The sequence below is a fragment of the Sphingomicrobium sp. genome (assembly GCA_036563485.1).
Classification (GTDB): domain Bacteria; phylum Pseudomonadota; class Alphaproteobacteria; order Sphingomonadales; family Sphingomonadaceae; genus Sphingomicrobium.
The window spans coordinates 949647-972336 of record DATCMI010000001.1 but is presented as its reverse complement, the minus strand read 5'-3'; the positions used below and the strand labels follow the sequence as shown (position 1 = coordinate 972336).

Here is a 22690-nt window from a genome sequence, read left to right as displayed (position 1 = left end):
TCAGCACGCAGGGGTCCAGCCTGTTCGAAGAAAAACCGAGCTATTCCGCGGCTTCGGCAATCGCTTCGGCAAGCCGTTCCGACGCCTGGCGTTGCCATAGCTCCGCATAGAGGCCGCCCTTTTCGAGCAGCTCGTCGTGCGTGCCGCGCTCCGCCACCCGCCCCTCATCCAGGACAATGATCTGGTCGGCGTTGACGATCGTCGACAGGCGGTGCGCGATCATGATCGTGGTGCGGCTACGCGCAACGCGGTCGAGCGTCTCCTGAATCGCTTGTTCGGTGCGGCTGTCGAGCGCGCTGGTCGCCTCGTCGAGGACGAGGATCGGCGGGTCCTTGAGCAAGGTGCGGGCAATCGCCACCCGCTGCTTCTCGCCTCCCGACAGCTTGAGGCCCCGTTCGCCGACCATCGAACCATAACCATCCGGCAATGCCCCGATGAAGCGATCGATCGCGGCGCCCTTGGCGGCGCCTTCGATCTCTGCCTGCGTCGCGCCGTCGCGGCCGTAGCCGATGTTGAACCCGATCGTGTCGTTGAACAGCACCGTATCCTGGGGAACGATGCCGATCGAGCCGCGCAGACTCTTCTGCGTAACGGCGGCGATGTTCTGACCGTCGATGACGATGCTGCCGCTGGTCGGGTCGTAGAAGCGGTAGAGCAGCCGGGCGATCGTCGACTTGCCGGCGCCCGATGGGCCGACGATGGCGCAGCTGGTGCCCGCCGGAATGTCGAACGACAGGCCGTTCAGGATTTCGCGGCCGCTCTCATAACCGAAGCGCACGTTCTCGAAGCGCAAGCTGCCGGTCGTGACCTCGAGCGGCCTGGCACCCGGCGCATCCGTAACATCAGCATGGGTGTCGACGAGGTTCCACATCGCCTCCATGTCGATCAGCCCCTGGCGGATCGAGCGATAGACCCAGCCGAGCATGTCGAGGGGCCGGAAGAGCTGGAGGAGCATGGTGTTTACGAACACGACGTCCCCGGCCGTGAAGCGACCTTGGCTCCAGCCCCACACCGTGAAGACCATGGCGCCTGCCATCATCAGGTTGGTGATCAGCGCCTGGCCAATGTTGAGCCACGCGAGTGACTGCTCGTTCTTGACGGTCGCGCGGGCAAACGACGTCATGGCGTCGTCGTAGCGCTTGGCCTCCCGCTCTTCGGCGTTGAAATATTTGACCGTTTCGTAGTTCAGCAGGGAATCAACCGCGCGGCCGATCGCCTTGTTATCGACGTCGTTGAGCTGGCGCTGGAGCTCGGCCCGCCACTCGGTCACCCGCCGCGTGAACAGGATGTAGGCAGTCATCATCGCCAGGGTGGCGGCGACGAGGCCGGCGCCGAACTTGACGAAGAAGATGATGCAGGCCGCGGTAAGCTCGATCAGCGTCGGGCCGATGTTGAAGAGCAGGAAGTAGAGCATCATGTCGATGCTCTTGGTCCCCCGCTCGACGATCTTGGTCAGCGATCCGGTGCGCCGCTCGAGATGGAAGCGAAGCGACAGATCGTGGATGTGGCGGAAGACCTTGCCGGCGAGGCGCCGCGCCGCATCCTGTCCGACTTTCTCGAAAATCGCATTGCGCAGATTGTCCGACAGGACCCCCGCGAACCGGGCGCCGGCATAGCCGACCACGAGCATGGCAACGACGCCGAACGCAGCCTTGTCCTCCGACATGCCATCGACCACCGCCTTGTACGCGAAGGGCATCAGCAGCACCGCGGCCTTGCCGGCAAGCACCAGCACCATCGCCGCGACCACGCGGAACCTCAGCTGCGGTTCGTCCTTGGGCCACAGCATCGGCAGGAACCGCCACAGCGCGCGGAAGCCGCCGTTCTGCTGTTCCTGCTTCTGAGCTTCCGCAACCGCCATCGCCCGTAAGTAGGAACGGGTAGGCCCAGCGGCAAACAAGACGCCGTAAATGTTGGGAACCGAAGCAAAATTCGGCGGTTAGAACAGCATCTTAGGGGATGCTTCACATGGGTGCGGGTTACTTCGTCATCGCCATTCTCGGTTGCGCCGACGGCGGCAGCCAGTGCACGCCCGTCACCACGCTCCAGACGCAATATGCGAATGAGGCGCAGTGCGCAGCGGCCACCAGCGCCGCGCTGCTCGAGAACAACGGCTTCGACTACCCGACCCTGGTCGCGCGCTGCCGCGCCGGCGAGACGAAAGCGGTTGAATCGCAGAAGAAGAACGACAAGCCGCAACGCGGTTGAGCCGTAGGAACCCGCTCCCGAGGCTGGCGGTTAGTCAGGCAAAGGAGATCGACATGGGCCAGAACAGCCACAGCAGCGAACAACCGACTACCCAGAACCAGAACAACGCAATGTCCGACGACCCGCGCGACGGGCATCGGCTCACCGACAAGCCTGAAGCGCATGGCGCCACGGCGGTCGAAAAGCCGGCAGCCGGCGATCCGCAGGAACAGCCGACGCCCGAAGAATTCGGACAACGCGGCATGGGCATGGCCGCCAAGGAGTAGCTGCCATGAACCAGGATAGCGACACGATCGAACCGATGGTCCACGAGGACCAGCTTCCCGGTCACGAAAGCCAGCTCGACCCGAAGCCCGATTGGGAGCCGCGCTACCGCGGCTCGGACCGGCTGAAAGGCAAGGTCGCGCTGATCACCGGAGCGGACAGCGGCATCGGCCGCGCCGTGGCGGCGCTGTTTGCCCGCGAAGGCGCCGACGTCGCGATCCTCTACCTTTGCGAGCACGACGATGCCGAGAAGACGAAGCAGATCGTCGAACAGGAAGGCCGCCGCGCGATCACCATCGCCGGCGACATCGGCAGCAAGGAGTTCTGCGAGGCTGCGGTCAAGCAGACGGTCGACGAACTCGGCGCGCTCGACATCCTCGTCAACAATGCCGGCGAACAGCATTGGGAGAAGAAGGTCGAGGATATCAGCGAGGAGCAGCTGCGCCGCACCTTCCAGACCAACATCTTCGGCATGTTCTTCATGACGCAGGCGGCGCGGCCGCACCTCAAGAAGGGCGCGGCGATCGTGAACTGCACGTCGGTGACCATGTACAAGGGCGCGCCGATCCTTCTCGACTATAGCTCGACCAAGGGCGCGATCACGGCTTTCACGCGCTCGCTGGCGCTGAACCTCGCCGAGGAGGGGATTCGCGTGAATGCGGTCGCTCCCGGACCGATCTGGACTCCGCTCAACCCGTTCGGGGGCCAGCCGAAGGAGAAGATCCCCGAGTTCGGCAAGGACACGCCGATGGGCCGCGCCGGACAGCCGAACGAGGTCGCGCCGTCGTTCCTGTTCCTGGCTTGCGAAGATTCCAGCTACATGACTGGGCAGGTCATGCATCCCGACGGCGGCGATTCCACGTCGAGCTAGGAAAATTTCCCAACTCTCGGCTCAGGGCGCGGCGTGGCGAGAAGCTGCGCTGCGCCATTTCATTGTAATTATTGGATAATCTCAAATTGGCACGCCCCATGCATTGATAGTTGCAGGGCCCAATGGTGGGACCCGCAAACGACAAAAAGGGTAGTTCAATGTTCGCCAATTTCGCTTCCGCCCGCCACACCGCGACCGTGTTCGCCGGCGCGTTCGTCTCCGCGATGCTTCTCGTCTCGGCCGCAACCTCGCTGCCGATCGTCTAAGCGCTCAAACGAAAGACCAAGACAATGAACGGACGTTTCCTCATTAACCGCGACGATCGCAAGGTCATGGGTGTCGCGGCGGGCCTCGCCGACTACACCGGTGTCGACGCGACGCTGATCCGCCTCGGCTTTGTCGCCGCGACGCTGATCACCGGTCCCGTGATGCTTCTTTTCTATGTGCTGGCAGGGCTGCTGGCGCCTGCGAAATAGGCGCCAGCCCCTCACCTCGCTTCCCAATTCCGCTCCTTTCCAGTTCGCGCTAATGTCTGCTCCTTAGGAGGCCAGACCAATGCGCAAGACGATCATCGCCGCCGTTGCTGCCGCGCTTGCGGTCACGCCGGCCATTGCCGCACTTCCGGTCGGCGCAAAGGCGCCCGACTTCGTCACCACGGGAGCGATTGCCGGCAAGGCGTTCAAGCTGCACCTGAAGGAGCAGCTGCGCAAAGGGCCGGTCGTCCTCTATTTCTTCCCTAAGGCCTTCACCAAAGGCTGCACGCTGGAAGCACATGCGTTCAGCGAAGCCGCGGACGACTTCAAGAAAGCCGGTGCCCAGGTGATCGGCATGTCGGCCGACGACCTGCCGACCCTCAAGCGCTTCTCCGTCGAGGAATGCCGCAACGCCTTCCCAGTGGCGACCGCCACCCGTCCCATCATCAAGGGCTATGACGTCGCCATGCCGGTGGTGAACCGGCTCGCGACGATGACCAACCGCACCTCCTACGTCATTGCGCCGAACGGGCGTGTCGCCTTCGTCCACTCCGACATGAACTGGAGCGAGCATGTCCAGCAGACGCTCGCCGCAGTGAAAAGGCTGAAAAAATAACCCGCCGCGGCGTCCTGATCGGCTGTTGAGCCGGGCGGGCTAGCGGTCGAAGGCCGACAGGATAGGGCAGGGACCGCCGTCCTTCTTCGCGCAGGCGGCGGCCAGACCAGCCAGCGCCTGGCGCGCCTCACGCAGCTCCTCGATCTTCGCGTCGAGCGCGGCGACGCGGCCGCGGGCGAGCTCCCGGGCGCGGGCGCGGTCGTCGGACGCGTCGAGCTCGAGCAGCTCCTTGATCTCGTTGAGCGTGAAGCCTGCAGCCTGCGCCGAGCGGATGAAGTGGAGCCGCTTGAGGTCATGGGCACTGTAGCGGCGCACCTCCCCAGGCGGGCGCGGCGGTTCCGGAAGCAGGCCGCGGCGCTGGTAATAACGGACGGTTTCCACGCCGACGCCGGCAGCCTTGGCCAGACCGCCGATGGTGTCCGAACTTTTTGCTTGATCCTGTACCATGGTACGGAGGTCATAGACCCTTCACCGGCGGCGAATCAATGCCGTTGCGGCAAAAGGGAGAAGACCAATGACGACGCAGAACGAACTTCAGACCAAGGCGGCCGAGCTGGACGCGCGCCGCGGTTGCCAGTGCAAGCCCTGCACCTGCAAGAACTGCGGCTGCTGAGCCCGCGGGGCCGCGTCTCCTTCGGGGCCGCGGCCCTTTTTTGCATTGCCGAACATCAGCAGTAACATTGCAGAGACGGAACGATCTTGCTCGCGAGCCGTTGGACCATCATGCAAACTCAGAACATCATCGAACGCGCGTTCCAACTCGCGCCGACCTCCACCAGCATTGACGAGATCCGCCGGGTCCTGCGTCAGGAAGGCTATAGCCAGGTCGACGCCCATCTTGCCGGCGCGTCGATCAAGGCCGACCTCAAGAAGAGGTTCCGCGTCAGCGCCTGAGGCGCTCGACCCTATATCATGCGTCCGCGGGTGGGCGCAGGTAGGCGAACATGTGCGGCACATAGTCTGCCTTCCCGATCTCCACGCCCTCTTTGCGGAGGATCGCGTAGGCGGCCATCACATGAAAATAGAATTGCGCCAGCGCCCAGTCGCGCGCGAACTGTTCGCGAGTGACGTCGAAGGTCAGGCCCATCGGCAAGGTGAGTTCCAGAGCGGCGTGCGGATCGGCATCGATGGCGCCGGGCTCAAGCGTGTCGAGGAAGGCCAGCGCCTCGTCGATCCGCCCACGTGCGTCGGCGAGTGAGCCGGGGTGCTCGCCGGCGTTGCGCCCTTCGTTGAGCAACGAATCGAGCGGCTCCAGCGATCGCCCCATCAGCCGCAGCGGGGCTTCCTGCGCCTGAACGCAGGCGAACCGCACCTGTGTCGCCAGCGAGAACATGTCGGGCGCGAGGCGGGCGGACATCAGCCGGTCCGCGCGAGCGCCGAACTGCGCCTCTGCCTTGTCGAGGAGCCCGCGAAGCGTTCCCAACATGTTGCGATAGGTGGGCACGAGAAGGTCGGCGAGGGTCATCGCGGCGCTGTTGCCTCTTTCACCAGCTCGGGCAAGCGCGCGGCCGAACGGGCGAACAGAAGCGCGGAGGCGAGCCACAGGCCGGCGAACGAAATCGTCAGCGGTCCCGTGAAATAGCCCTCTGCGAGAGCGACGACGCCGCAGAGGATCTGCGCGACTGCTGCCGCCGTAAGCGCCATCGCGACGCCGGACGGCCGGAAGCGCGAAACCAGGCTGCCGACCAGCGCCCCCACCGGGACGGCGAAGAAGATGATGTTGACCCGGTTGTCCTCCGAACCGGCAAAGCCCACCGCGAGGTTGCCCCACACCAGGATGAAAGCGGTTGCCAATGCCGCGACCGTGCCCGCGGTGCGGACCCAGCGCACGGGGACGCGCAGCGCGAATTCGAATGCGATGCCGACCGCCGCGATCATGACGAACGCAAACGGCAGATCGGCGATGTCCCAAGCCGCCGGATCCGCCATGCGAAGGGCAAAAAGAGGCAGCAGGACCAGTGCGGCGGTCGCGCCCCAGGCCGCGGCGCGGATCCGGCTTGAATTCCGTTCAATGTCGACGTTCGTCATGGCGCGTTCCCGTGCGTGTCAGTTGAAGCCTGCCGACTTGTGGCAGATGCCGGCATGAGCGGCATGAGGAGGATGTGAGAAGCCGGTGAAATCGTCCTACGGTGAGCGCCGCTGACCGGCGCGGCAAAGAATCTTCCCAACACAAGTTAGTTGCGGGAACGCGCACGGCTGGCCGCTCGCTGGATCCCAAGCTTCACCAACGCGAGGGATAAGCGACATGAACATCACCAAGACCGGCCTGGCCGTTATCGGCTTTGCAGCGCTGGCCGCCTGCAGCAGCGGCGGCAACGAGCAGAACAATGCCGACGCCAATATGATGGGCGATCCGTCCATGACCACCGACATGAACGCCGGCGCGGACATGAACATGGGCACCGACATGAATGCCGGCGCCGGCATGAATGCGGGCGACATGAATGCGACCGGCACGACCGGCACGGATGCGACCGGCGGCACGACTGGAACCGGCACGACCGGGACCACGGGCGGCACCGGCACGACGGGCGGCACCGGCACTACCGGCACGAGCGGCGGCACCGGGACGACGACCGGCGGCGGCACGACCGGCAACACCAGCACCAACCCCTAAGACCCCGGCGAGAGCACGCGCTGGACTCGGGCGTCCGCGGCTCCGCTGCGGGCGCCCGCCTTTCATGGCGCGCGCGGCGGCGCAATGGTGTAAGCCGGCGCCCGGGGCATTCCGCCCGGCAGAGGAACGGCCATGGCCAAGGGGCAGATGAAGTCCAACAAGGAAGCACGCAAGCCGAAGAAGGCGAAGGTGAAGACCATTGCCGCCAATCCTTCGACCAAGGGCGGCGGCGGGCTGGAAAAGCTCGAGCATCTGAAGAACCGCTAGAGTCGGCTCGTGAGCGAGACCTGGCATGACGAGCGCGATCGGCTGGTGCGCCTGCTGGCGGCGATCGAGTCCGGCACGGTCACGCACGTCGACGAAAAGAACCTGCGCGAGCTTCAGGCGACGACGCCGGAGAATATCGATGCACTGCGGGCCCGCCTGGCCGAGCTGAACGCAAGGCTTGGCGGCTGAAGCCGCAAGTTCAGGACGCAAAAAATGAGCGGCGGGACCTTTTCCGTTGTCCGGCGTTTAACCCTTTGACCGTCAACGCTTTTTCGACAATCCGTCCTGGATTGCGCGCGCGGGTTGGAGTGTTTCATGACCTGCCGCATCTGGGTCGGCCTGTCCGCCGTCTTCGTCATGGCTGCCCCCGCCGGTGCCGCGGCGCAGCCCGCCGAGGTCCAGCGGACCAGCGCGCGGAGCCTCGAATCATTCCGCGACTGCTTCATCACCAGCCAGGACAAGGCTGAGCGCCCGTGGGCCTTCGTGCCGGACGAAGGCGGCGGCGGCACCTTCTCGACCGTACCCGCCGCGCAGACGGACTCGCCCTATTTCCTGACGATGCGCGGCAGCCGCTCGGGCACGAGCCTCCGCCTGAGCGGCGAAGCGCGGCCCGGATCGGGCCCGACGATCGCCGCCGCAGTTGAGGGTTGCGCCCGCTGAGCTAGACGGGCGGCATGGCCGAGGACTGCTTCAACCTGCAGCGCTTCCTCGAAGCGCAGAGCGGCGGCGTGTACGAGCAGGCGCTGGCGGAAATCCGCGCTGGCGAGAAGCGCAGCCACTGGATGTGGTTCATCTTTCCGCAGAGTGCGGAGCTGGGGCGGAGCGCGATGGCGAAGTTCTACGGCTTGTCAGGCGAGGAAGAAGCGCGCGCCTATCTGGCGCATCCGCTGCTCGGGTCGCGATACCGCGAGTGCGTCGCGGCGGTGCGGTCGTGGGTGGAGAAGGGCCGGAGCCTTGAGGAGATCTTCGGCGAGTTGGATGCGATGAAGTTCAGGTCCAGCGTGGAGATTTTCGGCTCCGCTTGATTGCTAATTCGGGCGAAGGTCTCGTTCCTGCGCCATGAACAGCCCGGTGGGGCCACCCTCGATTTCGTACTGCACCAACGGGCCTGAAACATAGCCTTGGCGGATCATCCCGGAGCCTCGGGAAGTGGAGACCCGCTCGCCCCGGCGGAAGCGGAAGCGCGCCGGCTGATCGTCGAGTGTGGCGATCCCATGCTTCCAATTGATGTGGAACGGGCCGACGCCATGAACCTGAACCACTGCGCCGTCGGGCGCGTAAGCGAACATCGTGCTGCCCTTCGGCGCATAGCCATAGCTGCCGGTTGGGAGCGCGGCGAGGCGCGCGCGATCGAACCTGTCCCCGAAGCCAAAGTGCCAGGTGCCGGAGACGATCGTCAAATGCTCGTCGACGGGATGCGAGTGCGGCGGAACGATGGTTCCGGGCAGCTCGCGGATGCGGATGACGAACGGCTGGCCGGGCAGGTCGGGATTGCCGTGCAATACCTCCACGTCCGAGCTCATCGCGACGAACGGCGCGAGGCTCGGCCTGGCCGCCGGTGCATTGGATTTGCGGATGGTTCCAGTCGCCGCGGATGAGAATGCAGTGCGTTCTGCATCCGGGGCCTCTCTGCCGCTGCAGGAGGCAAGTAGGCAAAGGACTAGCATCGAACTTGCGCGCATCGCCTGTCCCCTTTCGCCCGCAGGCTAACAGCGCCGGCCCGCCGCGCAGCTTGGCCGCGCGCTCGTGTGGTGAGGACGAGCGGCACTTCGTCAGATTAGTTTGCAGTCGCCGCCAGGCAGTGCCAGCTTCGCAAAAAAAGGGGGAATTGCCGATGATCCTCGCGACCATGGCGCTGCTCGCCCAAGCCGCCGCCGTATGCCAGCCGAGCGCGAAGCTGCACCGGCAACTCGTCTCAAACTTCTATCGCGAGGCTCTGATTCAGAAGCAGCCGGCGGCTGCGTTCGCAAAATATGTTTCGCCCGACTTCATCGAGCATAAGCCCGACGTCCCGCAGGGCACTCGCGACGGCGCGGCGGCGTTCCTGGCCGGACTGATCAAGGCGGTGCCGCAGGCGAGGTGGGAGGTCCTTCGCGTCATCGCTGCGGGTGAGCTTGTCGCCCTGCACGCGCGATTCACGCCGGCACCCGGTGCGCCTCCCTATGCCATCGCCGACTTCTTCCGGCTCAAGGACTGCAAGATCGTCGAACATTGGGACGTCGTGGCCGGGCCGCCGAAGGACCAGTCAAACCCGAACCCGCGCTTCTGACAAGCGAGGCGGATTCACGAATCAGTCGCGACTTGGTCGTTTCGACGTGGACGCTGAGCCGAGCTGCGTGTCAGTCAGGCGAAGGGCCGGCACTCCATCAGCAAGGCCCGGCCCCAGTGCGTATCCACCGGGCCGCCGGCGATGGTGAAGCCGGCCTTTTCATAGGCACGGATGGCGCGGGCGTTGTCGGGGTCCGGATCGGTTCCCACGGCGGGCGCGCCGGCCGCGAACAGCCGCTCGACATGTGCGCGCACGAAGGCTGAGCCGTGGCCTTGGCCAACGAGCTCGGCAGGGCCGATCGACTGGTCCACGCCGCGCGATCGCGGCGGCAGGTGCGCGAAGTGGTGGCCGGGCCAGGCGTGCGGGTCATAATCCTGCGCGTAAGCGATCGCGCGGCCGCCCAGCTCGACCAGCCAGCAGGCGGTATGCGGGTCGGCCAACGCAGCCTCGAAGAACCCCTCGTCGCCCTGTGCGTCGCCCCACCACTCGGTCCAGTGCAGCTGCGCGCGCCAGGAGCGGAGCAAGGGCAGGTCGGCGGCGGTGACGGGGCGGAAATCGTAGGTCACAGAAGCGGTGTAGCGGCTGAGCATCATCGGCTCCAAACCTGCGATTGAGATCGTCGAGTGGCGGCGTTTCCCGAAGCGTTGGAGGGGCAGTCGCCACGCCGCAAAAACCTGCTAACAGCCTTCCATCTTCTCGGGCGGGGCGTCCAACGTGAAATCTGTTCGTGCATATCTGATTGCCCTGGTCGTCACTTGCATGCTGCTTTCCACGATCGGTTTCGGGGTCCTGCTATGGCAGGCACGCGAGACCAGCAGGCGTGAATTTGCAGCCCAGGGGCGTGAGACCGCGCAGGTCCTGTCGCTCGCCGTCGATGCCGAGCTGGAGCGTGCACGGGGGGTCCTGAGCGCGCTTTCGGCGTCTGACGCCATGCGCAACCGCGACTGGTCTGCCGTCGACCGACAGGCGCGGGCGGCCTTCACGACCAAAGACGCGTGGATCGTGGTCCAGAGCCGCGACGGCCGGCAATGGGTAAACACCCGTCTTGCGCGCGGAGCGGCGTTGCCGAAGGCACCTCCGCCGCAGAAAATGTGGCAGGCGCTGGACGCCGGGCGTCAGCATGTCTGCGATCTATCCGCCGGCGCCATCCAGGCGAGGATCGTCTGTGTCGATGTCGGGGACGAATTTTCTCGACCCCCAGCCTATGCCTTAAGTGTCGTCTTCCGGCCCGAATTCTTCAGAGCGATCGTCCGTCGGCAGAACCAGGAGGCGGGCGAACTGGCGAGCCTCGTCGACCGCAATGGCATTGTAATCTGGCGCAACATCCGTCCCGACGCGTTCGTCGGCAAAGCAACGACGTCGGTCCTTCGGGAGCGGATGCAGGCGGCCGATGCAGCATCGCTCGAAAGTGAGAGCCTGGAAGGCGTGCGCATGCTTACCGCGTTTCAGCGCTCTCCCCGTTCCGGCTGGTCGGTCATTGTCGGCATGCCGTTGAAGTCGGCCGACAAGGGCTCGCTCGGCGCGCTGATGCACGGTTCGCTGTTCGCGCTGATCCTCGTCCTGCTTGGATGTGCCCTGGCAGCGATCCTTGGCCGCCGCCTCACCAGGGGTCTCGAGCAACTCGGGCAAGTCCTTGACCCGGACGCTGACTTCAGGGGCGGGTCAACGGGCTTCACCGAGTTCGACGCGGCCGCAGCGGCCCTTAGGCAAGCGTCGGATGCGAGGCTGCGTAGCGAGCGCAACCAGCAGATGTTGATCGGCGAGCTGAACCACCGGGTGAAGAACACGCTATCGGTGGTCCAGAGCCTCGCCCATCAGACCTTTCGCGAGGCTGCCGACCCGAGGGCATCGATCCGCGCCTTCGAGTTAAGGTTGCAGGCGCTTGGGCAGGCCCATAACCTGCTCACTCGCGAGCGGTGGCGGAGCGCCTCGCTCGACGAAATCGTGCAGGTCGCGCTTGCGCCATTTTGCAGTGACGACCGCTGCAGCCGCGAAGGGCCGGACATTCACGTGCCGCCGCAGACTGCAGTGACCCTCGCACTCGCCTTGCACGAGCTGGCCACGAATGCGGTGAAATATGGCGCATTGTCTGTGCGCGAAGGCCACATCACGGTCCGCTGGAGCGGGGATGCGAGGGCGTTCGAACTGCTGTGGGCGGAAAGCGGCGGCCCGCCGGCGACGGAGCCGGCGCGGAGGGGCTTCGGGACTCGCCTGATCGAGCGGAGCCTCGCCACAGAACTGAACGGCACGGCGACGATCGATTTCCTGCCGGAAGGCCTTCGCTGCCGAGTGGTCGGCCGCCTTGCTACGCCGGGCCAAGCCGACGTGCTGGACGTACTGGAGGCCTGACGCGCTCGCCGCGCTCAGTCGTGCTCTATGCCCGCGCCGACCCGCACATGCTCCAGAAATGCCGTCTTCGCGCCTTCCGCGGAGAGCGTCTGGTCGTGATATTGCTCGGCGGTGTTGTGGGTCGAGGCTGAGGCTTGAACTGTTCGCTCCAGCGGAGCTCGCAGATCAGTCCGGACCAGGGATGCGGTAGGGCGACTGGTCGACGGGCGGGAGCGTCCGTTGATTTTCCTGCCAATCCTCGTCGTAATGACGCCGCAAGTAGATCCGGAACTCCTCCGCGCCTTTTGCGCGATCGGTGTCTGACGTGAAACCGGCCTCGTCCTGCGCGCGCCGCTCTAGCACCGGCAAATGCTCCTTGCGCACGATATAGCCATAAGTGCCGAATTGCCCCGAATATTCGGCGAAGCCGATCGGTCGCATCGGCTCTATGCCGAGGCCGGCGAGATGGCGGTTGAGCGCGCGGAACGCGAAATGGCGCTCGATGCGGGGCCGGACCCAAGCTTCGAATTCCCGGTCGCGGGCCAGCTTCTCCTTTTCGTGATTTGGGGTCCAGCGCGTGATGGCGGTTTCCACCCGATGCTCGGAATAGCCGCGCCGGACGAGGTCCTGCCAGGCATTGAGCAGCAGGACCCAAGGCTCGGCGGACCTCCACATGCGCGCGACGATCAGGTCCACTTCGTTGCGGTGGAACGCATAATCGGGCTCGCCGAGCTCTTTCATTCCGCCGCGGGTAGGTAGAGGTCGCCGCCCTCTCGGTAGCGCTCGGACATCTCGGCCATTCCTGCTTCTGCGTCCTCGACAGGCCCTCCCCCAGCCCCTCCCGCTTGCGGGAGGGGAGTCGAATTGATGAGGCCTTCGTCTTGCAGCCGCGCGAACTCGCGCACTTCGGCGGTGATCTTCATCGAGCAGAATTTCGGGCCGCACATGCTGCAGAAGTGCGCGGTCTTGGCGCCTTCGGCGGGGAGCGTCTGGTCGTGATATTGCTCGGCCGTGTCGGGGTCGAGCGAGAGGTTGAACTGGTCGCGCCAGCGGAACTCGAACCTCGCGCGTGACAAGGCGTCGTCGCGCAGCTTGGCGGCGGGGTGGCCCTTGGCGAGGTCGGCGGCGTGGGCGGCGAGCTTGTAGGTGACGACGCCGACCTTGACGTCGTCGCGGTCGGGGAGGCCGAGATGCTCCTTGGGGGTGACGTAGCAGAGCATCGCCGTGCCGAACCAGCCGATCATCGCGGCGCCGATGCCGCTGGTGATATGGTCGTAGCCGGGCGCGACGTCGGTGGTCAGCGGCCCCAAGGTGTAGAAGGGCGCCTCGCCGCAGGCTTCGAGCTGCTTGTCCATGTTGGCCTTGATCTTGTGCATCGGCACGTGGCCAGGGCCCTCGATCATCACCTGGCAATCATGCTCCCAGGCTTTCTTGGTCAGCTCGCCGAGCGTGTAGAGTTCCGCGAACTGGGCTTCGTCATTGGCGTCGGCGATGCTGCCCGGGCGCAGGCCGTCGCCAAGCGAGAAGGCGATGTCATAGGCCTTCATGATCTCGCAGATCTCGTCGAAGCGTTCGTAGAGGAAGCTTTCGCGGTGATGGGCGAGGCACCATTTGGCCATGATCGAGCCGCCGCGGCTGACGATGCCGGTGACGCGCTTGGCGGTCAGCGGGACGTAGGGCAGGCGGACGCCGGCGTGGATGGTGAAATAGTCGACGCCCTGCTCGGCCTGCTCGATGAGCGTGTCGCGGTAGATTTCCCAGGTCAGGTCCTCGGCGATGCCGCCGACCTTTTCGAGCGCCTGGTAAATGGGGACGGTGCCGATCGGCACGGGCGAATTGCGGATGATCCATTCGCGGGTGTCGTGGATGTTGCGGCCGGTCGACAGGTCCATGACCGTGTCGGCGCCCCAGCGGATCGCCCACACCATCTTGTCGACCTCGGACGCGACGTCGGACGCGACGGCGCTGTTGCCGATATTGGCGTTGATCTTGACCAGGAAGTTGCGGCCGATCGCCATCGGCTCGGATTCCGGGTGGTTGATGTTGTTGGGGATGATGGCGCGTCCGCGGGCGATCTCATCGCGGACGAACTCGGGCGTGACATAATCGGGGATGGCGGCACCGAAGTCCTCGCCGTCACGCTGCGTGGCTAGCGCCTGCTCGCGGCCGAGGTTCTCGCGGGTCGCGACATATTCCATCTCGGGCGTGATGATGCCGCGCCGGGCGTAGTGCATCTGGGTGACGTTGGCGCCGGGACGGGCGCGAAGGACGCGCTTGCGGACGTTGGGGAAGGGCTGGACGCCGCCGCTGCGGTCGGGGCCGAGCTGGCCGTTGTCTTCGGGGCGGACCTCGCGCTGCTGTACTTCCTCGACGTCGCCGCGGGCGCGGATCCAGTCGCGGCGGAGCTCGGGAAGGCCGGCCATGATGTCGATGCGCCTGGCGGGGTCGGTGTAGGGGCCGCTGGTGTCGTAGAGATTGAGCGGCGGCTCGCCCGACGAGGGCTCGAGGTCCACGGCGCGCATCGCGACCTGGATGTCATTTGGGCCTTTGACGTAGATCTTGCGGCTGCCGCGGATCGGGCCGGTGGTGACTTTGAGCTCAGTGCGTGCGGGTGCGTCTGCCATGTTCGACTCCTCTTCCTCCGCCGGTCTCAACCGGATCAGGTTCAGCGGGTCGTAGGCTCCTGCCTACCTCTCAAGCGCGGTCCGGCGCTCCCCCGGGGAAGCTTGAGCTTAGAGAGTATGGCGGATGCCGGATCAAGTCCGGCATGACGAAAGTTGGTAGGGCATGCACGTGATCGAGGTCTTCCTGCCGCTGAAGCGGAACGATGGGTCGGACCAGCCGCCGGCGCTGTTCGGCGAGGTTCGAAGCGAGCTGGTCGAGCGGTTCGGCGGGCTGACGGCGTTCACGCGCGCGCCGGCCGAGGGGCTTTGGGAAAGCGAAGGCGGAGAGGTCGACCGCGACGCCATCGTCATCTTCGAAGTGATCGCCGACGCGCTCGACCGCGCCTGGTGGGACGCATACCGCCGCGATCTCGAGCGGCGGTTCGCGCAGGACGAGGTGATGATCCGCGCGTCGGCGGCCGAGCGGCTGTAGGCGCGCCTTAGCGCTTCTGTCCGGCCCGGCGCTCGGCGCTGCTCAAGGTGCCGTCCTTGTTGGTGTCGATCGCATCGAAAGCGGCGACGCGCGGGGCGCGGAACTCGGCGGCGCTGATCTTGCCGTCCTTGTTGCTGTCGTAGCGGGCCAGCGCCTCGGCGCCGTTGGGGCCGGTCGCCGGAGCCTGCGGCGCGGCCGCCATGAACTCGGCCTTGCTGAGCTGCCCGTCCTTGTTGGTGTCGGCGGCCGTGAACTCGGCTTCCAGGCGGGTGCGAATCTGCGCCACGCGGGTCTGGATGATCTTGGTCTCGGCAGCGGCGACCTCGCTTTGCGACAGAGTCCCGTCGTTGTTGGTGTCGAGGCTCTTGAAGCCGGCGTCGAGCATCGTGACGAGCTGCGTGCGGGTCGGCACCGCCGGAGCGGCCTGCGTACCGGCGGCGCTCTGGGCGGCCAGCGGCGAGACGGCGACGGCGGCGATCACGGCGGCTACGGCGAAGCGAATGGGCAATATGGTCATGTCAATTCCCTAACGAAGACAAAGAGTTCGGGCCTTGCAGCGGCAATAGCCGGTTCGCGCCATGCCGTCGACCGGCTGCGCTACTCGACGCGACGCTGCCGCATGCTATCAGCCCAGCCGTGAAAGCGCTGACCCATCTCGACCGGCTCGAAGCCGAGAGCATCCACATCCTGCGCGAGACCGTCGCCGAGGCCGAGCGGCCGGTGATGCTCTATTCGATCGGCAAGGATTCGGCGGTGATGCTGCACCTGGCCAAGAAGGCTTTTGCGCCCAGCCCGCTGCCCTTCCCGCTGCTCCACGTCGATACGACGTGGAAGTTCAGGGACATGTATGCGCTCCGCGAGAAGGTGGGGGCGGAAGACGGGATCGAGCTGCTGGTCCACCGCAACCCGGAGGCGATGGAGCAAGGTATCAACCCGTTCGACCACGGCCCGATGCACACCGACATGTGGAAGACCGAAGGTCTGAAGCAGGCGCTCGACAAATATGGCTTCGACGCGGCGTTCGGCGGCGCCCGGCGCGACGAGGAGAAGAGCCGCGCCAAGGAACGCGTGTTCAGCTTTCGCGACCGCAACCACCGCTGGGATCCGAAGCGGCAGCGCCCGGAGCTGTGGAACCTCTACAATGCGCGCAAGGCGAAGGGCGAGAGCATGCGGGTCTTCCCGATCTCGAACTGGACCGAGCTCGACGTCTGGCAGTACATCATGCGCGAAGGCATCGAGATCGTGCCGCTCTACTTCGCGGCGGACCGGCCGACGGTCGTCCGCGACGGCCTCATCCTGATGGTCGATGACGAGCGTTTCCCGCTTGACGGCGAAACGCCGCAGCCGCGCAAGGTGCGGTTCCGTACCCTCGGCTGCTACCCACTATCCGGCGCGGTCGAGAGCGAAGCGCAGACCATAGAAGATATTGTCGCCGAGATGCTGCTGACCAAGACCAGCGAGCGGCAGGGCCGGATCATCGACAAGGACGGGGGCAGCGCGTCGATGGAGAAGAAGAAGCAGGAGGGCTATTTCTGATGAGCCGCCCGCTTGATTCCGACCAGGACCTGATCCGCCGCGATGTCCGCGCCTGGCTCGCCGAGCAGGAGCGCAAGGAGCTGCTTCGCTTCATCACCTGCGGCAGCGTCGATGACGGCAAGTCCACGCTGATCGGGCGGCTGCTCTACGAGTCCAAGCAGATCTTCGACGACCAGCTCGACGCGCTGGAAGCGGACAGCAAGAAGCACGGCACGCAAGGCGCGAAGATCGATTTCGCGCTTCTGGTCGACGGGCTTTCGGCGGAGCGGGAGCAGGGCATCACCATCGACGTCGCCTATCGCTTCTTTTCCAGCGCGAGGCGCAAGTTCATCGTCGCGGATACGCCGGGCCATGAGCAATATACGCGCAACATGGTGACCGGCGCGTCGACCGCGGACCTTGCCATCCTGCTGGTCGATGCCCGCAAGGGCGTGCTGACGCAGACGCGGCGGCACTCTTATCTCGCCAAGCTCGTCGGTATCCGCCGCTTTGTGCTGGCGGTGAACAAGATGGATCTGGTTGATTACGACCAAGGCGCGTTCGACGCGATCTGCGCCGACTATCGCCGGTTTGCAGACCAGATCGGCATCGCCGATTGGGTGCCGATTCCCGTGTCCGGCCTAGCCGGCGACAATATCATGAGCCGCAGCGATGCCACCGGCTGGTATGAGGGGCCGAGCCTGCTCGAACATCTCGATACGGTGCCGCTCGACACCGCGGCGGACGCCGCCAAGCCGCTGCGAATGCCGGTGCAATGGGTCAATCGGCCCAACCAGAACTTCCGCGGCTTTTCGGGCCAGATCGCATCGGGCACGATGGGCCCCGGTGCCGAAGTGCGGATCCTGCCGTCCGGCCGCACGACGCATATCGACCGGATCGTCACCTTGACCGGCGACCTCACCGAGGCGACCGCGGGCGAGTCCGTGACGGTCACCTTCACCGACGAGGTGGATTGCTCACGCGGCGACGTCATTGCAGCCGCCGGCGACCCGCCCGAAGTTTCCGACCAGTTCGAAGCCACGATCGTGTGGATGGCCGATGAGGAGCTGCTTCCGGGCCGCGGCTATTGGATGAAGATCGGCACGCAGACCGTCACGGCAACGGTCCAGGAGCCGAAGTACGAGATCAACGTCAACACGCTCGAACATCTCGCGACCAAGCGGCTGGCGCTGAACGGTATTGGCGTCGCCGAGATCGCGACCGACCGCGAGATCGTGTTCGAACCTTATGCGGTGGAAGGCACGAGCCCGAACAAGGCGCTCGGCGGCTTCATCCTGATCGACAAGCTGACCAATGCCACCGTCGGCTGCGGCATGCTCCATTTCGCGCTCCGCCGCGCCATGAACATCCACCGCCAGCATCTCGACGTCGGGCGCGACACCCATGCGGCGCTCAAGGGCCAGAAGCCGGCGGTGCTGTGGTTCACCGGCCTGTCGGGCGCGGGCAAGTCGACCATCGCCAACCTCGTCGAGACCAAACTTGCGGCGCGCGGGCGGCACACCTTCCTGCTCGACGGCGACAATGTCCGCCACGGGCTCAACCGCGACCTCGGCTTCACCGAAGCCGACCGGATCGAGAATATCCGCCGCGTGGGCGAGGTCGCGCGGCTGATGGCCGACGCCGGCCTGATCGTGCTGACGGCCTTCATCTCGCCCTTCCGGGCCGAACGGGAGATGGTCCGTCAGATGCTTCCCGACGGCGAGTTCATCGAAGTGTTCATCGACACGCCGATCGCCGAAGCCGAAAAGCGCGACGTGAAGGGGCTCTATGCCAAGGCGCGGGCCGGCGAGATCAAGAATTTCACCGGGATCGACAGCCCGTACGAGCCGCCCGAACAGGCGGAAATCCATATCGACACGACCAAGCTCAGCGCCGAACAGGCGGCCGAGCTGATCGTCGAAAAGCTGATGGAGCGGCGCTGAAGCGTGGTCTTTGGGTCTAGAAACCGATACGCAGGTGCAACCAAGTTCCACAAAGGCTGTTTGGGCGAGATGATGAAGAAGCTTTTGATCGCGGCCGTGGCGTTGGCGCCGGCCTGGACCCCGGCCCTGGCGCAGGAACGCAAGGACATCCGCGTTCGCGTCGGTGCCGGCGCGCAGCTGCGGCCGGACTTCGTCGGCTCCGACAAGATGGAAGTGGGCCCGCTATGGGACGTCGACATCGACCGCGGCAGCAACGAGTTTGGCTTCGAAGCGCCTGATTACCGGTTCGGCATCCCCGTCGTCTCGACGGGCGGGTTCAAGTTCGGCCCCGCCGCCAGCCTCTCAAACGCCCGCAAGGACTCGGATGTCGGCGCGCCGCTCGGCAAGGTGAAGCGGACCTTCGAAGCGGGTGCGTTCGCAAGCTATGAGATCAACCGGTCGCTTCATCTTCGGGGCGAGCTGGTGAAGGGGCTCGGCGGCCATGAAGGGCTGGTCGGCCAGATCGGCGCCGATCACGTGTGGCGCGACGGAGACAAATATGTCTTCTCGGTAGGCCCGCGGCTGCTGTTTTCGGACAAGAAGTATCAGCGAGCCTATTTCGGCGTGACTCCGGTTGCGGCGCTGGCGAGCGGCCTGCCGGCTTACCAGCCAGGCGGCGGAGTCCATGGCGTCGCGATGGCGAGCGGGCTTTCGCTGCAGTTCAACCCGCGCTGGGGCATGTTCGGCTTCGCCCGCTACGAGCGGCTGGTCGGCGATGCGGCCAAGTCGCCGATCGTCCGCGAGCTGGGGTCGCGCAACCAGGTGTCGGTCGGCGCCGGGCTAAATTATACGTTTACGATCAAGCGCTGATTCTTCGATACGCCGCTTGCGCGGCCACTCAGGATGAGCGGTTTTTCCAAAGCCCTGGATCGCGCGTCATTGCGAGCGCAGCGAAGGAATCCAGTGTCGCGCCGCTGGATTGCCGCGGCTCCTTGCGGAGCCTCGCAATGACGGCGCTAGCTGATGCGCTGACTTAGTCGCCGGTGCCGGGGTCGGGCGTGAAATATTTGTCGAACTTGCCTTCCTCGCCCTTGTGCTCGTCGGCGTCGGCGGGGCTGTCCTTCTTGCGGGTGATGTTCGGCCATTCCGCCGAATAGGTGGCATTGAGCTCGAGCCACTTTTCCTGGCCGCTCTCCGTGTCCGGGAGGATGGCTTCGGCGGGGCATTCCGGCTCGCACACGCCGCAGTCAATGCACTCGTTGGGGTTGATGACGAGCATGTTCTCGCCCTCGTAGAAGCAGTCGACGGGGCAGACCTCGACGCAGTCCATATATTTGCAGCGGATGCAGGCGTCGGTGACGACATAGGTCATGAGTGAGCGGCTCCCTTTGCGGGTTCGCTAAGTCGCGGCGCTGCCTCCGTCAATTCCTCGTAGCAGGCGCGCGCTTCCGCGGCGGGGCCGCGGCGCTCGGGAAGGCTGAGGACCTTGAGGATGCGGACTTGGCCGTGGAGGGGCAGCGCGACGACGCTGCCGATGCGCACTTCCTCGCTGACTTTCTCGACGCGCCTGCCGTCGATGCGGACATAGCCGCCTTCGACCACGCCTTGGGCAAGCGTGCGGCTCTTCACGAGGCGGATGCAGTGGAGGAAGCGGTCGATCCTCACGGCTTCTTGAGCTTCGCAAGTTCGGCGAAAGCGTGGGAATGGCGCGACGGCTTGTCCGGCCGCTGCTGCCGCCGGCCGCGCCATTTCCAGGCTTCGCCGGCGCGAGTGAAGCCGATGTCGTTCATCAGCCGCCCGAGCGACTCCTGGTCAAGGCCGATCGATGTTGCGAGCTCGGCATTGACCGGATCCTCGCCGCCGGCGGAGCGGACCTGACGGGCGTGGCTGGCGAGGCGGTCGGCAAGGTCGACACGCACCCACATCCGGCCGGCGCGGCGATAGGCGAGCGCGGCGCCGCGCGGATCGGCATCGCCGCCGAGGCTTGCGGCGCCGGGTGGCGGGATCACGGGCATTGGCTGGTTCTGGCGAACGGCCAGCAGCGCCGCGCGCCATTGCTGGGCGGCGGGCTTGAGCAGCGGCGGCAGGAAGACGTCGAGCGGGCCTAGGCGGACGCGAAGGCCGTGCAGCGCCTGGCGGTCGGGCTGCTCGAGATGGGCGATCGCGCCGAGCGCAGCCTTGCGCGGGAGCAGGCCGCCCGCGTCGGTGAGCATTGCGGCGAGCGCGCGGACGCCCGGCGAGCTTGCCGCATCGGTGGCCGCAGCGGCGAGGACCTGCAGCGGCTTTAAATGCCTGGCGACTTGGGCGTCCACCCATGTTTCGAGCCGGGCGCGCAGGCGGGCGCGGGTGTCGGCGGACAGGCGGTCAAGCGGGCGGGCGGTGCGGATCGCGGCCTCCAGCAAGGAGCGGCCCGGTGCGAGGCGGGCGAGCAGGTGCCCATCCCAGAACAGGGCCGGGCTGCCCTTGTCATCGGCCGCGAGCGTGAAGGCGTGGTCGGGCGCGTCGATCAACGCGTTGGCGCGGCGGTCGAGCTCATCGCCGAGGCGGCGCTCGGCGGCAGCCAGGAGCAGGCGCTTGTCAGCGAGTCGGGCCGTTTGGTCGACGCGGAACTCGAAGCCGAGCAGGTGGCCGATCGGCTCGGGACCGACGCTGACTTCGCCGTCGGCGGCGACGGTGACCGGAAGCGCATCGGCACCGCGGGCGCCGATGTCGCGGACGAGCACCGCGGTGCGGCGATCGACGAAGCGCTGGGTGAGGCGCTCGTGGAGGGCATCGGACAGGCGCGCTTCGACCTCGCGGGTGCGTTCGGCCCATTTCGCCGGCTCTTTCAGCCAGTCCGAACGGTGGGCGATATAGGCCCAGCTGCGGATGCCCGCGAGGCGGTCGGCGAGCGCTTCGATGTCGCCGCTCATATTGTCGAGGCGGGACACTTCGGCGGCGAACCATTCGTGGGGAACGTGGCCGCCTTCCTCGATATAGCTGAAGACGCGGCGGACCATGCGGGCGTGGTGCATCGGGCCGACCTTGCGGAAATCGGGAAGGCCGCAAACCGCCCACAGGCGCCGGGCGGCGACGCTCTTGCGGGCGGCGATCGCCGGGTCCTCGGCGACATGCTTCAGGACGGCGAGGTCAATCGCTTCGGGCGCGGAGCGAAGGACGGGGTCGTCGCTCTTCATCTCCAGGCTGGCAATCAGCGAGCGGACATCGGTGAAATCGAGCGCAGCGTTGCGCCAGTAGAGGAAGTCGAGCGGGCGGAATCGATGCTCCTCGATGGCGCTGATTTCCTCGTCGCTGAAGCCGCCCGATTCTTCGCTGAGCCCGAGGGTCCCGAAGGTGCCGTCCTTCTGGTGGCGGCCGGCGCGGCCGGCGATCTGCGCCATTTCCGAGATGGTCAGCCTGCGGTCGCGGCGGCCGTCGAACTTCTCGAGTCCGGCGAAGGCGACATGGGTGACGTCCATGTTGAGTCCCATGCCGATGGCGTCCGTGGCGACGAGATAGTCCACCTCGCCGCGCTGGAACATCGCCACCTGTGCGTTGCGGGTCGCAGGCGAAAGCGCGCCCATGACGACGGCGGCGCCGCCCCGAAACCGGCGCAGCATTTCGGCGAGCGCGTAAACCTGCTCGGCGGAGAAAGCGACGACGGCCGAGCGCGGCGGCAGGCGCGATAGTTTGGCGCTGCCGGCATAGCGAAGAGTCGAGAAGCGCGGTCGGGTGACGATCTCGGCCTCGGGCAGCAACTCGCGGATCAGCGGGCGCAGCGTGTCGGAACCGAGGATCAACGTCTCCTCGCGGCCGCGGGCGCGGAGCATGCGGTCGGTGAAGACGTGGCCGCGCTCGGGATCGATGCCGAGCTGGGCCTCGTCGATCGCGGCGAAGGCGAATTCGCGCTTCTCCTCGCCTTCATTGCCGACGGGCATCGATTCGGCGGTGCAGAGGAAATAGCGCGCCTGCGGCGGCACGATGCGCTCTTCGCCGGTCAGCAGCGCGACCTGCGCCTCGCCCTTCATGCCGACGACACGGTCGTAGACTTCGCGGGCGAGGAGACGGAGCGGGAAGCCGATGACGCCCGAAGAATGGGCGCACATTCGCTCGATCGCCAAGTGGGTCTTGCCGGTATTGGTCGGCCCGAGGATTGCCCGGACGTGAGCGTCTGAACGCGGCGCCATCATGACGAATGTGGCAGCGCCCGAAGGGAAGGCAAGGTTCCAAGGCGCGATTTTAGGCGGGCCTTAACCTTGTTTCGG

29 protein-coding genes and 1 riboswitch are annotated in these 22690 nt (G+C 65.9%); of the genes, 17 read left to right on the top strand and 12 right to left on the bottom strand.

Going from position 1 to position 22690, the window contains the following annotated elements:
- Positions 1–40: 40 nt before the first annotated feature.
- Positions 41–1861 (bottom strand): ABC transporter ATP-binding protein/permease, encoded by a 1821-nt coding sequence (locus VIL42_05100; GenBank protein HEY8592230.1) that lies wholly within the window; start codon positions 1859–1861, stop codon positions 41–43.
- Positions 1862–1968: 107 nt separating this feature from the next.
- Here VIL42_05100 and VIL42_05095 point away from each other — a divergent pair, with 107 nt between their 5' ends.
- From VIL42_05095 to VIL42_05075, 5 genes are all read left to right on the top strand, one after another.
- Entirely contained in the window at positions 1969–2208 is a 240-nt protein-coding gene (locus VIL42_05095; GenBank protein HEY8592229.1) for a hypothetical protein, read from the top strand.
- Positions 2209–2261: 53 nt separating this feature from the next.
- Positions 2262–2474 (top strand): hypothetical protein, encoded by a 213-nt coding sequence (locus VIL42_05090; GenBank protein HEY8592228.1) that lies wholly within the window; start codon positions 2262–2264, stop codon positions 2472–2474.
- Between the two features lie 5 nt (positions 2475–2479).
- A complete protein-coding gene (locus VIL42_05085) occupies positions 2480–3343 on the top strand; it encodes a glucose 1-dehydrogenase (GenBank protein HEY8592227.1) in 864 nt (287 codons plus the stop codon).
- A gap of 290 nt (positions 3344–3633) precedes the next feature.
- The gene (locus VIL42_05080) at positions 3634–3819 is read left to right on the top strand and encodes a PspC domain-containing protein (GenBank protein ID HEY8592226.1); all 186 of its coding nucleotides are present in this window, start codon (positions 3634–3636) and stop codon (positions 3817–3819) included.
- Positions 3820–3898: 79 nt separating this feature from the next.
- Positions 3899–4432 carry a peroxiredoxin gene (locus VIL42_05075; GenBank protein ID HEY8592225.1) on the top strand — a complete coding sequence of 178 codons (534 nt, stop codon included), beginning with the start codon at positions 3899–3901 and terminating at the stop codon, positions 4430–4432.
- A 39-nt stretch (positions 4433–4471) separates the two neighbouring features.
- Here the strand turns inward: VIL42_05075 and VIL42_05070 are convergent, their stop codons facing one another.
- Entirely contained in the window at positions 4472–4879 is a 408-nt protein-coding gene (locus tag VIL42_05070; protein HEY8592224.1) for a MerR family transcriptional regulator, read from the bottom strand.
- A gap of 252 nt (positions 4880–5131) precedes the next feature.
- On the opposite strand from VIL42_05070, the gene VIL42_05065 reads away from it, so the two are divergent.
- On the top strand, positions 5132–5326 hold the full coding sequence (locus VIL42_05065; GenBank protein HEY8592223.1) for a hypothetical protein: 195 nt from the start codon (positions 5132–5134) through the stop codon (positions 5324–5326).
- 16 nt (positions 5327–5342) lie between these two features.
- Here the strand turns inward: VIL42_05065 and VIL42_05060 are convergent, their stop codons facing one another.
- Positions 5343–5897, bottom strand: coding sequence for a DUF1993 domain-containing protein (locus tag VIL42_05060; protein ID HEY8592222.1), 555 nt, complete (start codon positions 5895–5897; stop codon positions 5343–5345).
- The gene (locus VIL42_05055; protein HEY8592221.1) at positions 5894–6460 is read right to left on the bottom strand and encodes a hypothetical protein; all 567 of its coding nucleotides are present in this window, start codon (positions 6458–6460) and stop codon (positions 5894–5896) included. The genes VIL42_05060 and VIL42_05055 overlap by 4 nt, the downstream gene beginning before the upstream one ends.
- 217 nt (positions 6461–6677) lie before the next feature.
- On the opposite strand from VIL42_05055, the gene VIL42_05050 reads away from it, so the two are divergent.
- The 5 genes from VIL42_05050 (at position 6678) to VIL42_05030 (ending at position 8341) form a co-directional block, all read left to right on the top strand.
- Positions 6678–7049: a hypothetical protein gene (locus tag VIL42_05050; protein HEY8592220.1), complete on the top strand. Its 372-nt coding sequence runs from the start codon at positions 6678–6680 to the stop codon at positions 7047–7049.
- Positions 7050–7181: 132 nt separating this feature from the next.
- On the top strand, positions 7182–7316 hold the full coding sequence (locus VIL42_05045; protein ID HEY8592219.1) for a hypothetical protein: 135 nt from the start codon (positions 7182–7184) through the stop codon (positions 7314–7316).
- 9 nt (positions 7317–7325) lie between these two features.
- On the top strand, positions 7326–7505 hold the full coding sequence (locus VIL42_05040) for a hypothetical protein (GenBank protein ID HEY8592218.1): 180 nt from the start codon (positions 7326–7328) through the stop codon (positions 7503–7505).
- A gap of 126 nt (positions 7506–7631) precedes the next feature.
- Positions 7632–7976 (top strand): hypothetical protein, encoded by a 345-nt coding sequence (locus tag VIL42_05035; protein HEY8592217.1) that lies wholly within the window; start codon positions 7632–7634, stop codon positions 7974–7976.
- Between the two features lie 14 nt (positions 7977–7990).
- On the top strand, positions 7991–8341 hold the full coding sequence (locus VIL42_05030; GenBank protein ID HEY8592216.1) for a DUF1810 family protein: 351 nt from the start codon (positions 7991–7993) through the stop codon (positions 8339–8341).
- Positions 8342–8344: 3 nt separating this feature from the next.
- On the opposite strand, the gene VIL42_05025 is transcribed toward VIL42_05030, so the two are convergent.
- Positions 8345–8827, bottom strand: a complete 483-nt coding sequence (locus VIL42_05025; protein ID HEY8592215.1) for a cupin domain-containing protein — start codon at positions 8825–8827, stop codon at positions 8345–8347.
- A gap of 323 nt (positions 8828–9150) precedes the next feature.
- Here VIL42_05025 and VIL42_05020 point away from each other — a divergent pair, with 323 nt between their 5' ends.
- On the top strand, positions 9151–9585 hold the full coding sequence (locus VIL42_05020; GenBank protein ID HEY8592214.1) for a nuclear transport factor 2 family protein: 435 nt from the start codon (positions 9151–9153) through the stop codon (positions 9583–9585).
- 74 nt (positions 9586–9659) lie between these two features.
- On the opposite strand, the gene VIL42_05015 is transcribed toward VIL42_05020, so the two are convergent.
- The gene (locus tag VIL42_05015) at positions 9660–10175 is read right to left on the bottom strand and encodes a GNAT family N-acetyltransferase (GenBank protein ID HEY8592213.1); all 516 of its coding nucleotides are present in this window, start codon (positions 10173–10175) and stop codon (positions 9660–9662) included.
- A gap of 124 nt (positions 10176–10299) precedes the next feature.
- On the opposite strand from VIL42_05015, the gene VIL42_05010 reads away from it, so the two are divergent.
- Positions 10300–11934, top strand: coding sequence for a sensor histidine kinase (locus VIL42_05010; protein HEY8592212.1), 1635 nt, complete (start codon positions 10300–10302; stop codon positions 11932–11934).
- Positions 11935–12099: 165 nt separating this feature from the next.
- Here the strand turns inward: VIL42_05010 and VIL42_05005 are convergent, their stop codons facing one another.
- Together VIL42_05005 and thiC are read right to left on the bottom strand one after the other, a co-directional pair.
- Positions 12100–12654 (bottom strand): hypothetical protein, encoded by a 555-nt coding sequence (locus VIL42_05005; GenBank protein ID HEY8592211.1) that lies wholly within the window; start codon positions 12652–12654, stop codon positions 12100–12102.
- A complete protein-coding gene (thiC, locus tag VIL42_05000) occupies positions 12651–14537 on the bottom strand; it encodes a phosphomethylpyrimidine synthase ThiC (GenBank protein HEY8592210.1) in 1887 nt (628 codons plus the stop codon). The genes VIL42_05005 and thiC overlap by 4 nt, the downstream gene beginning before the upstream one ends.
- Positions 14533–14641, bottom strand: a riboswitch (TPP riboswitch). It overlaps the preceding gene by 5 nt.
- Positions 14642–14700: 59 nt before the next feature.
- Here thiC and VIL42_04995 point away from each other — a divergent pair.
- A complete protein-coding gene (locus VIL42_04995; GenBank protein HEY8592209.1) occupies positions 14701–15009 on the top strand; it encodes a hypothetical protein in 309 nt (102 codons plus the stop codon).
- Positions 15010–15016: 7 nt separating this feature from the next.
- Here the strand turns inward: VIL42_04995 and VIL42_04990 are convergent, their stop codons facing one another.
- Entirely contained in the window at positions 15017–15526 is a 510-nt protein-coding gene (locus VIL42_04990) for an EF-hand domain-containing protein (GenBank protein ID HEY8592208.1), read from the bottom strand.
- A 95-nt stretch (positions 15527–15621) separates the two neighbouring features.
- Here VIL42_04990 and cysD point away from each other — a divergent pair, with 95 nt between their 5' ends.
- From cysD to VIL42_04975, 3 genes are all read left to right on the top strand, one after another.
- Positions 15622–16545, top strand: a complete 924-nt coding sequence (gene cysD / locus VIL42_04985) for a sulfate adenylyltransferase subunit CysD (protein HEY8592207.1) — start codon at positions 15622–15624, stop codon at positions 16543–16545.
- Entirely contained in the window at positions 16545–18467 is a 1923-nt protein-coding gene (cysN, locus tag VIL42_04980; GenBank protein HEY8592206.1) for a sulfate adenylyltransferase subunit CysN, read from the top strand. Before cysD ends, cysN begins: the two co-directional genes overlap by 1 nt.
- A 72-nt stretch (positions 18468–18539) precedes the next feature.
- On the top strand, positions 18540–19316 hold the full coding sequence (locus tag VIL42_04975) for a MipA/OmpV family protein (GenBank protein ID HEY8592205.1): 777 nt from the start codon (positions 18540–18542) through the stop codon (positions 19314–19316).
- Positions 19317–19479: 163 nt separating this feature from the next.
- Here VIL42_04975 and fdxA read toward each other — a convergent pair whose 3' ends face one another.
- The 3 genes from fdxA to VIL42_04960 are packed head-to-tail and all read right to left on the bottom strand — an operon-like array spanning position 19480 to position 22612.
- Positions 19480–19818, bottom strand: coding sequence for a ferredoxin FdxA (fdxA, locus tag VIL42_04970; GenBank protein HEY8592204.1), 339 nt, complete (start codon positions 19816–19818; stop codon positions 19480–19482).
- On the bottom strand, positions 19815–20111 hold the full coding sequence (locus tag VIL42_04965; protein ID HEY8592203.1) for an RNA-binding S4 domain-containing protein: 297 nt from the start codon (positions 20109–20111) through the stop codon (positions 19815–19817). Before VIL42_04965 ends, fdxA begins: the two co-directional genes overlap by 4 nt.
- Positions 20108–22612, bottom strand: coding sequence for a DEAD/DEAH box helicase (locus tag VIL42_04960; GenBank protein HEY8592202.1), 2505 nt, complete (start codon positions 22610–22612; stop codon positions 20108–20110). The genes VIL42_04965 and VIL42_04960 overlap by 4 nt, the downstream gene beginning before the upstream one ends.
- Positions 22613–22690: the final 78 nt, after the last annotated feature.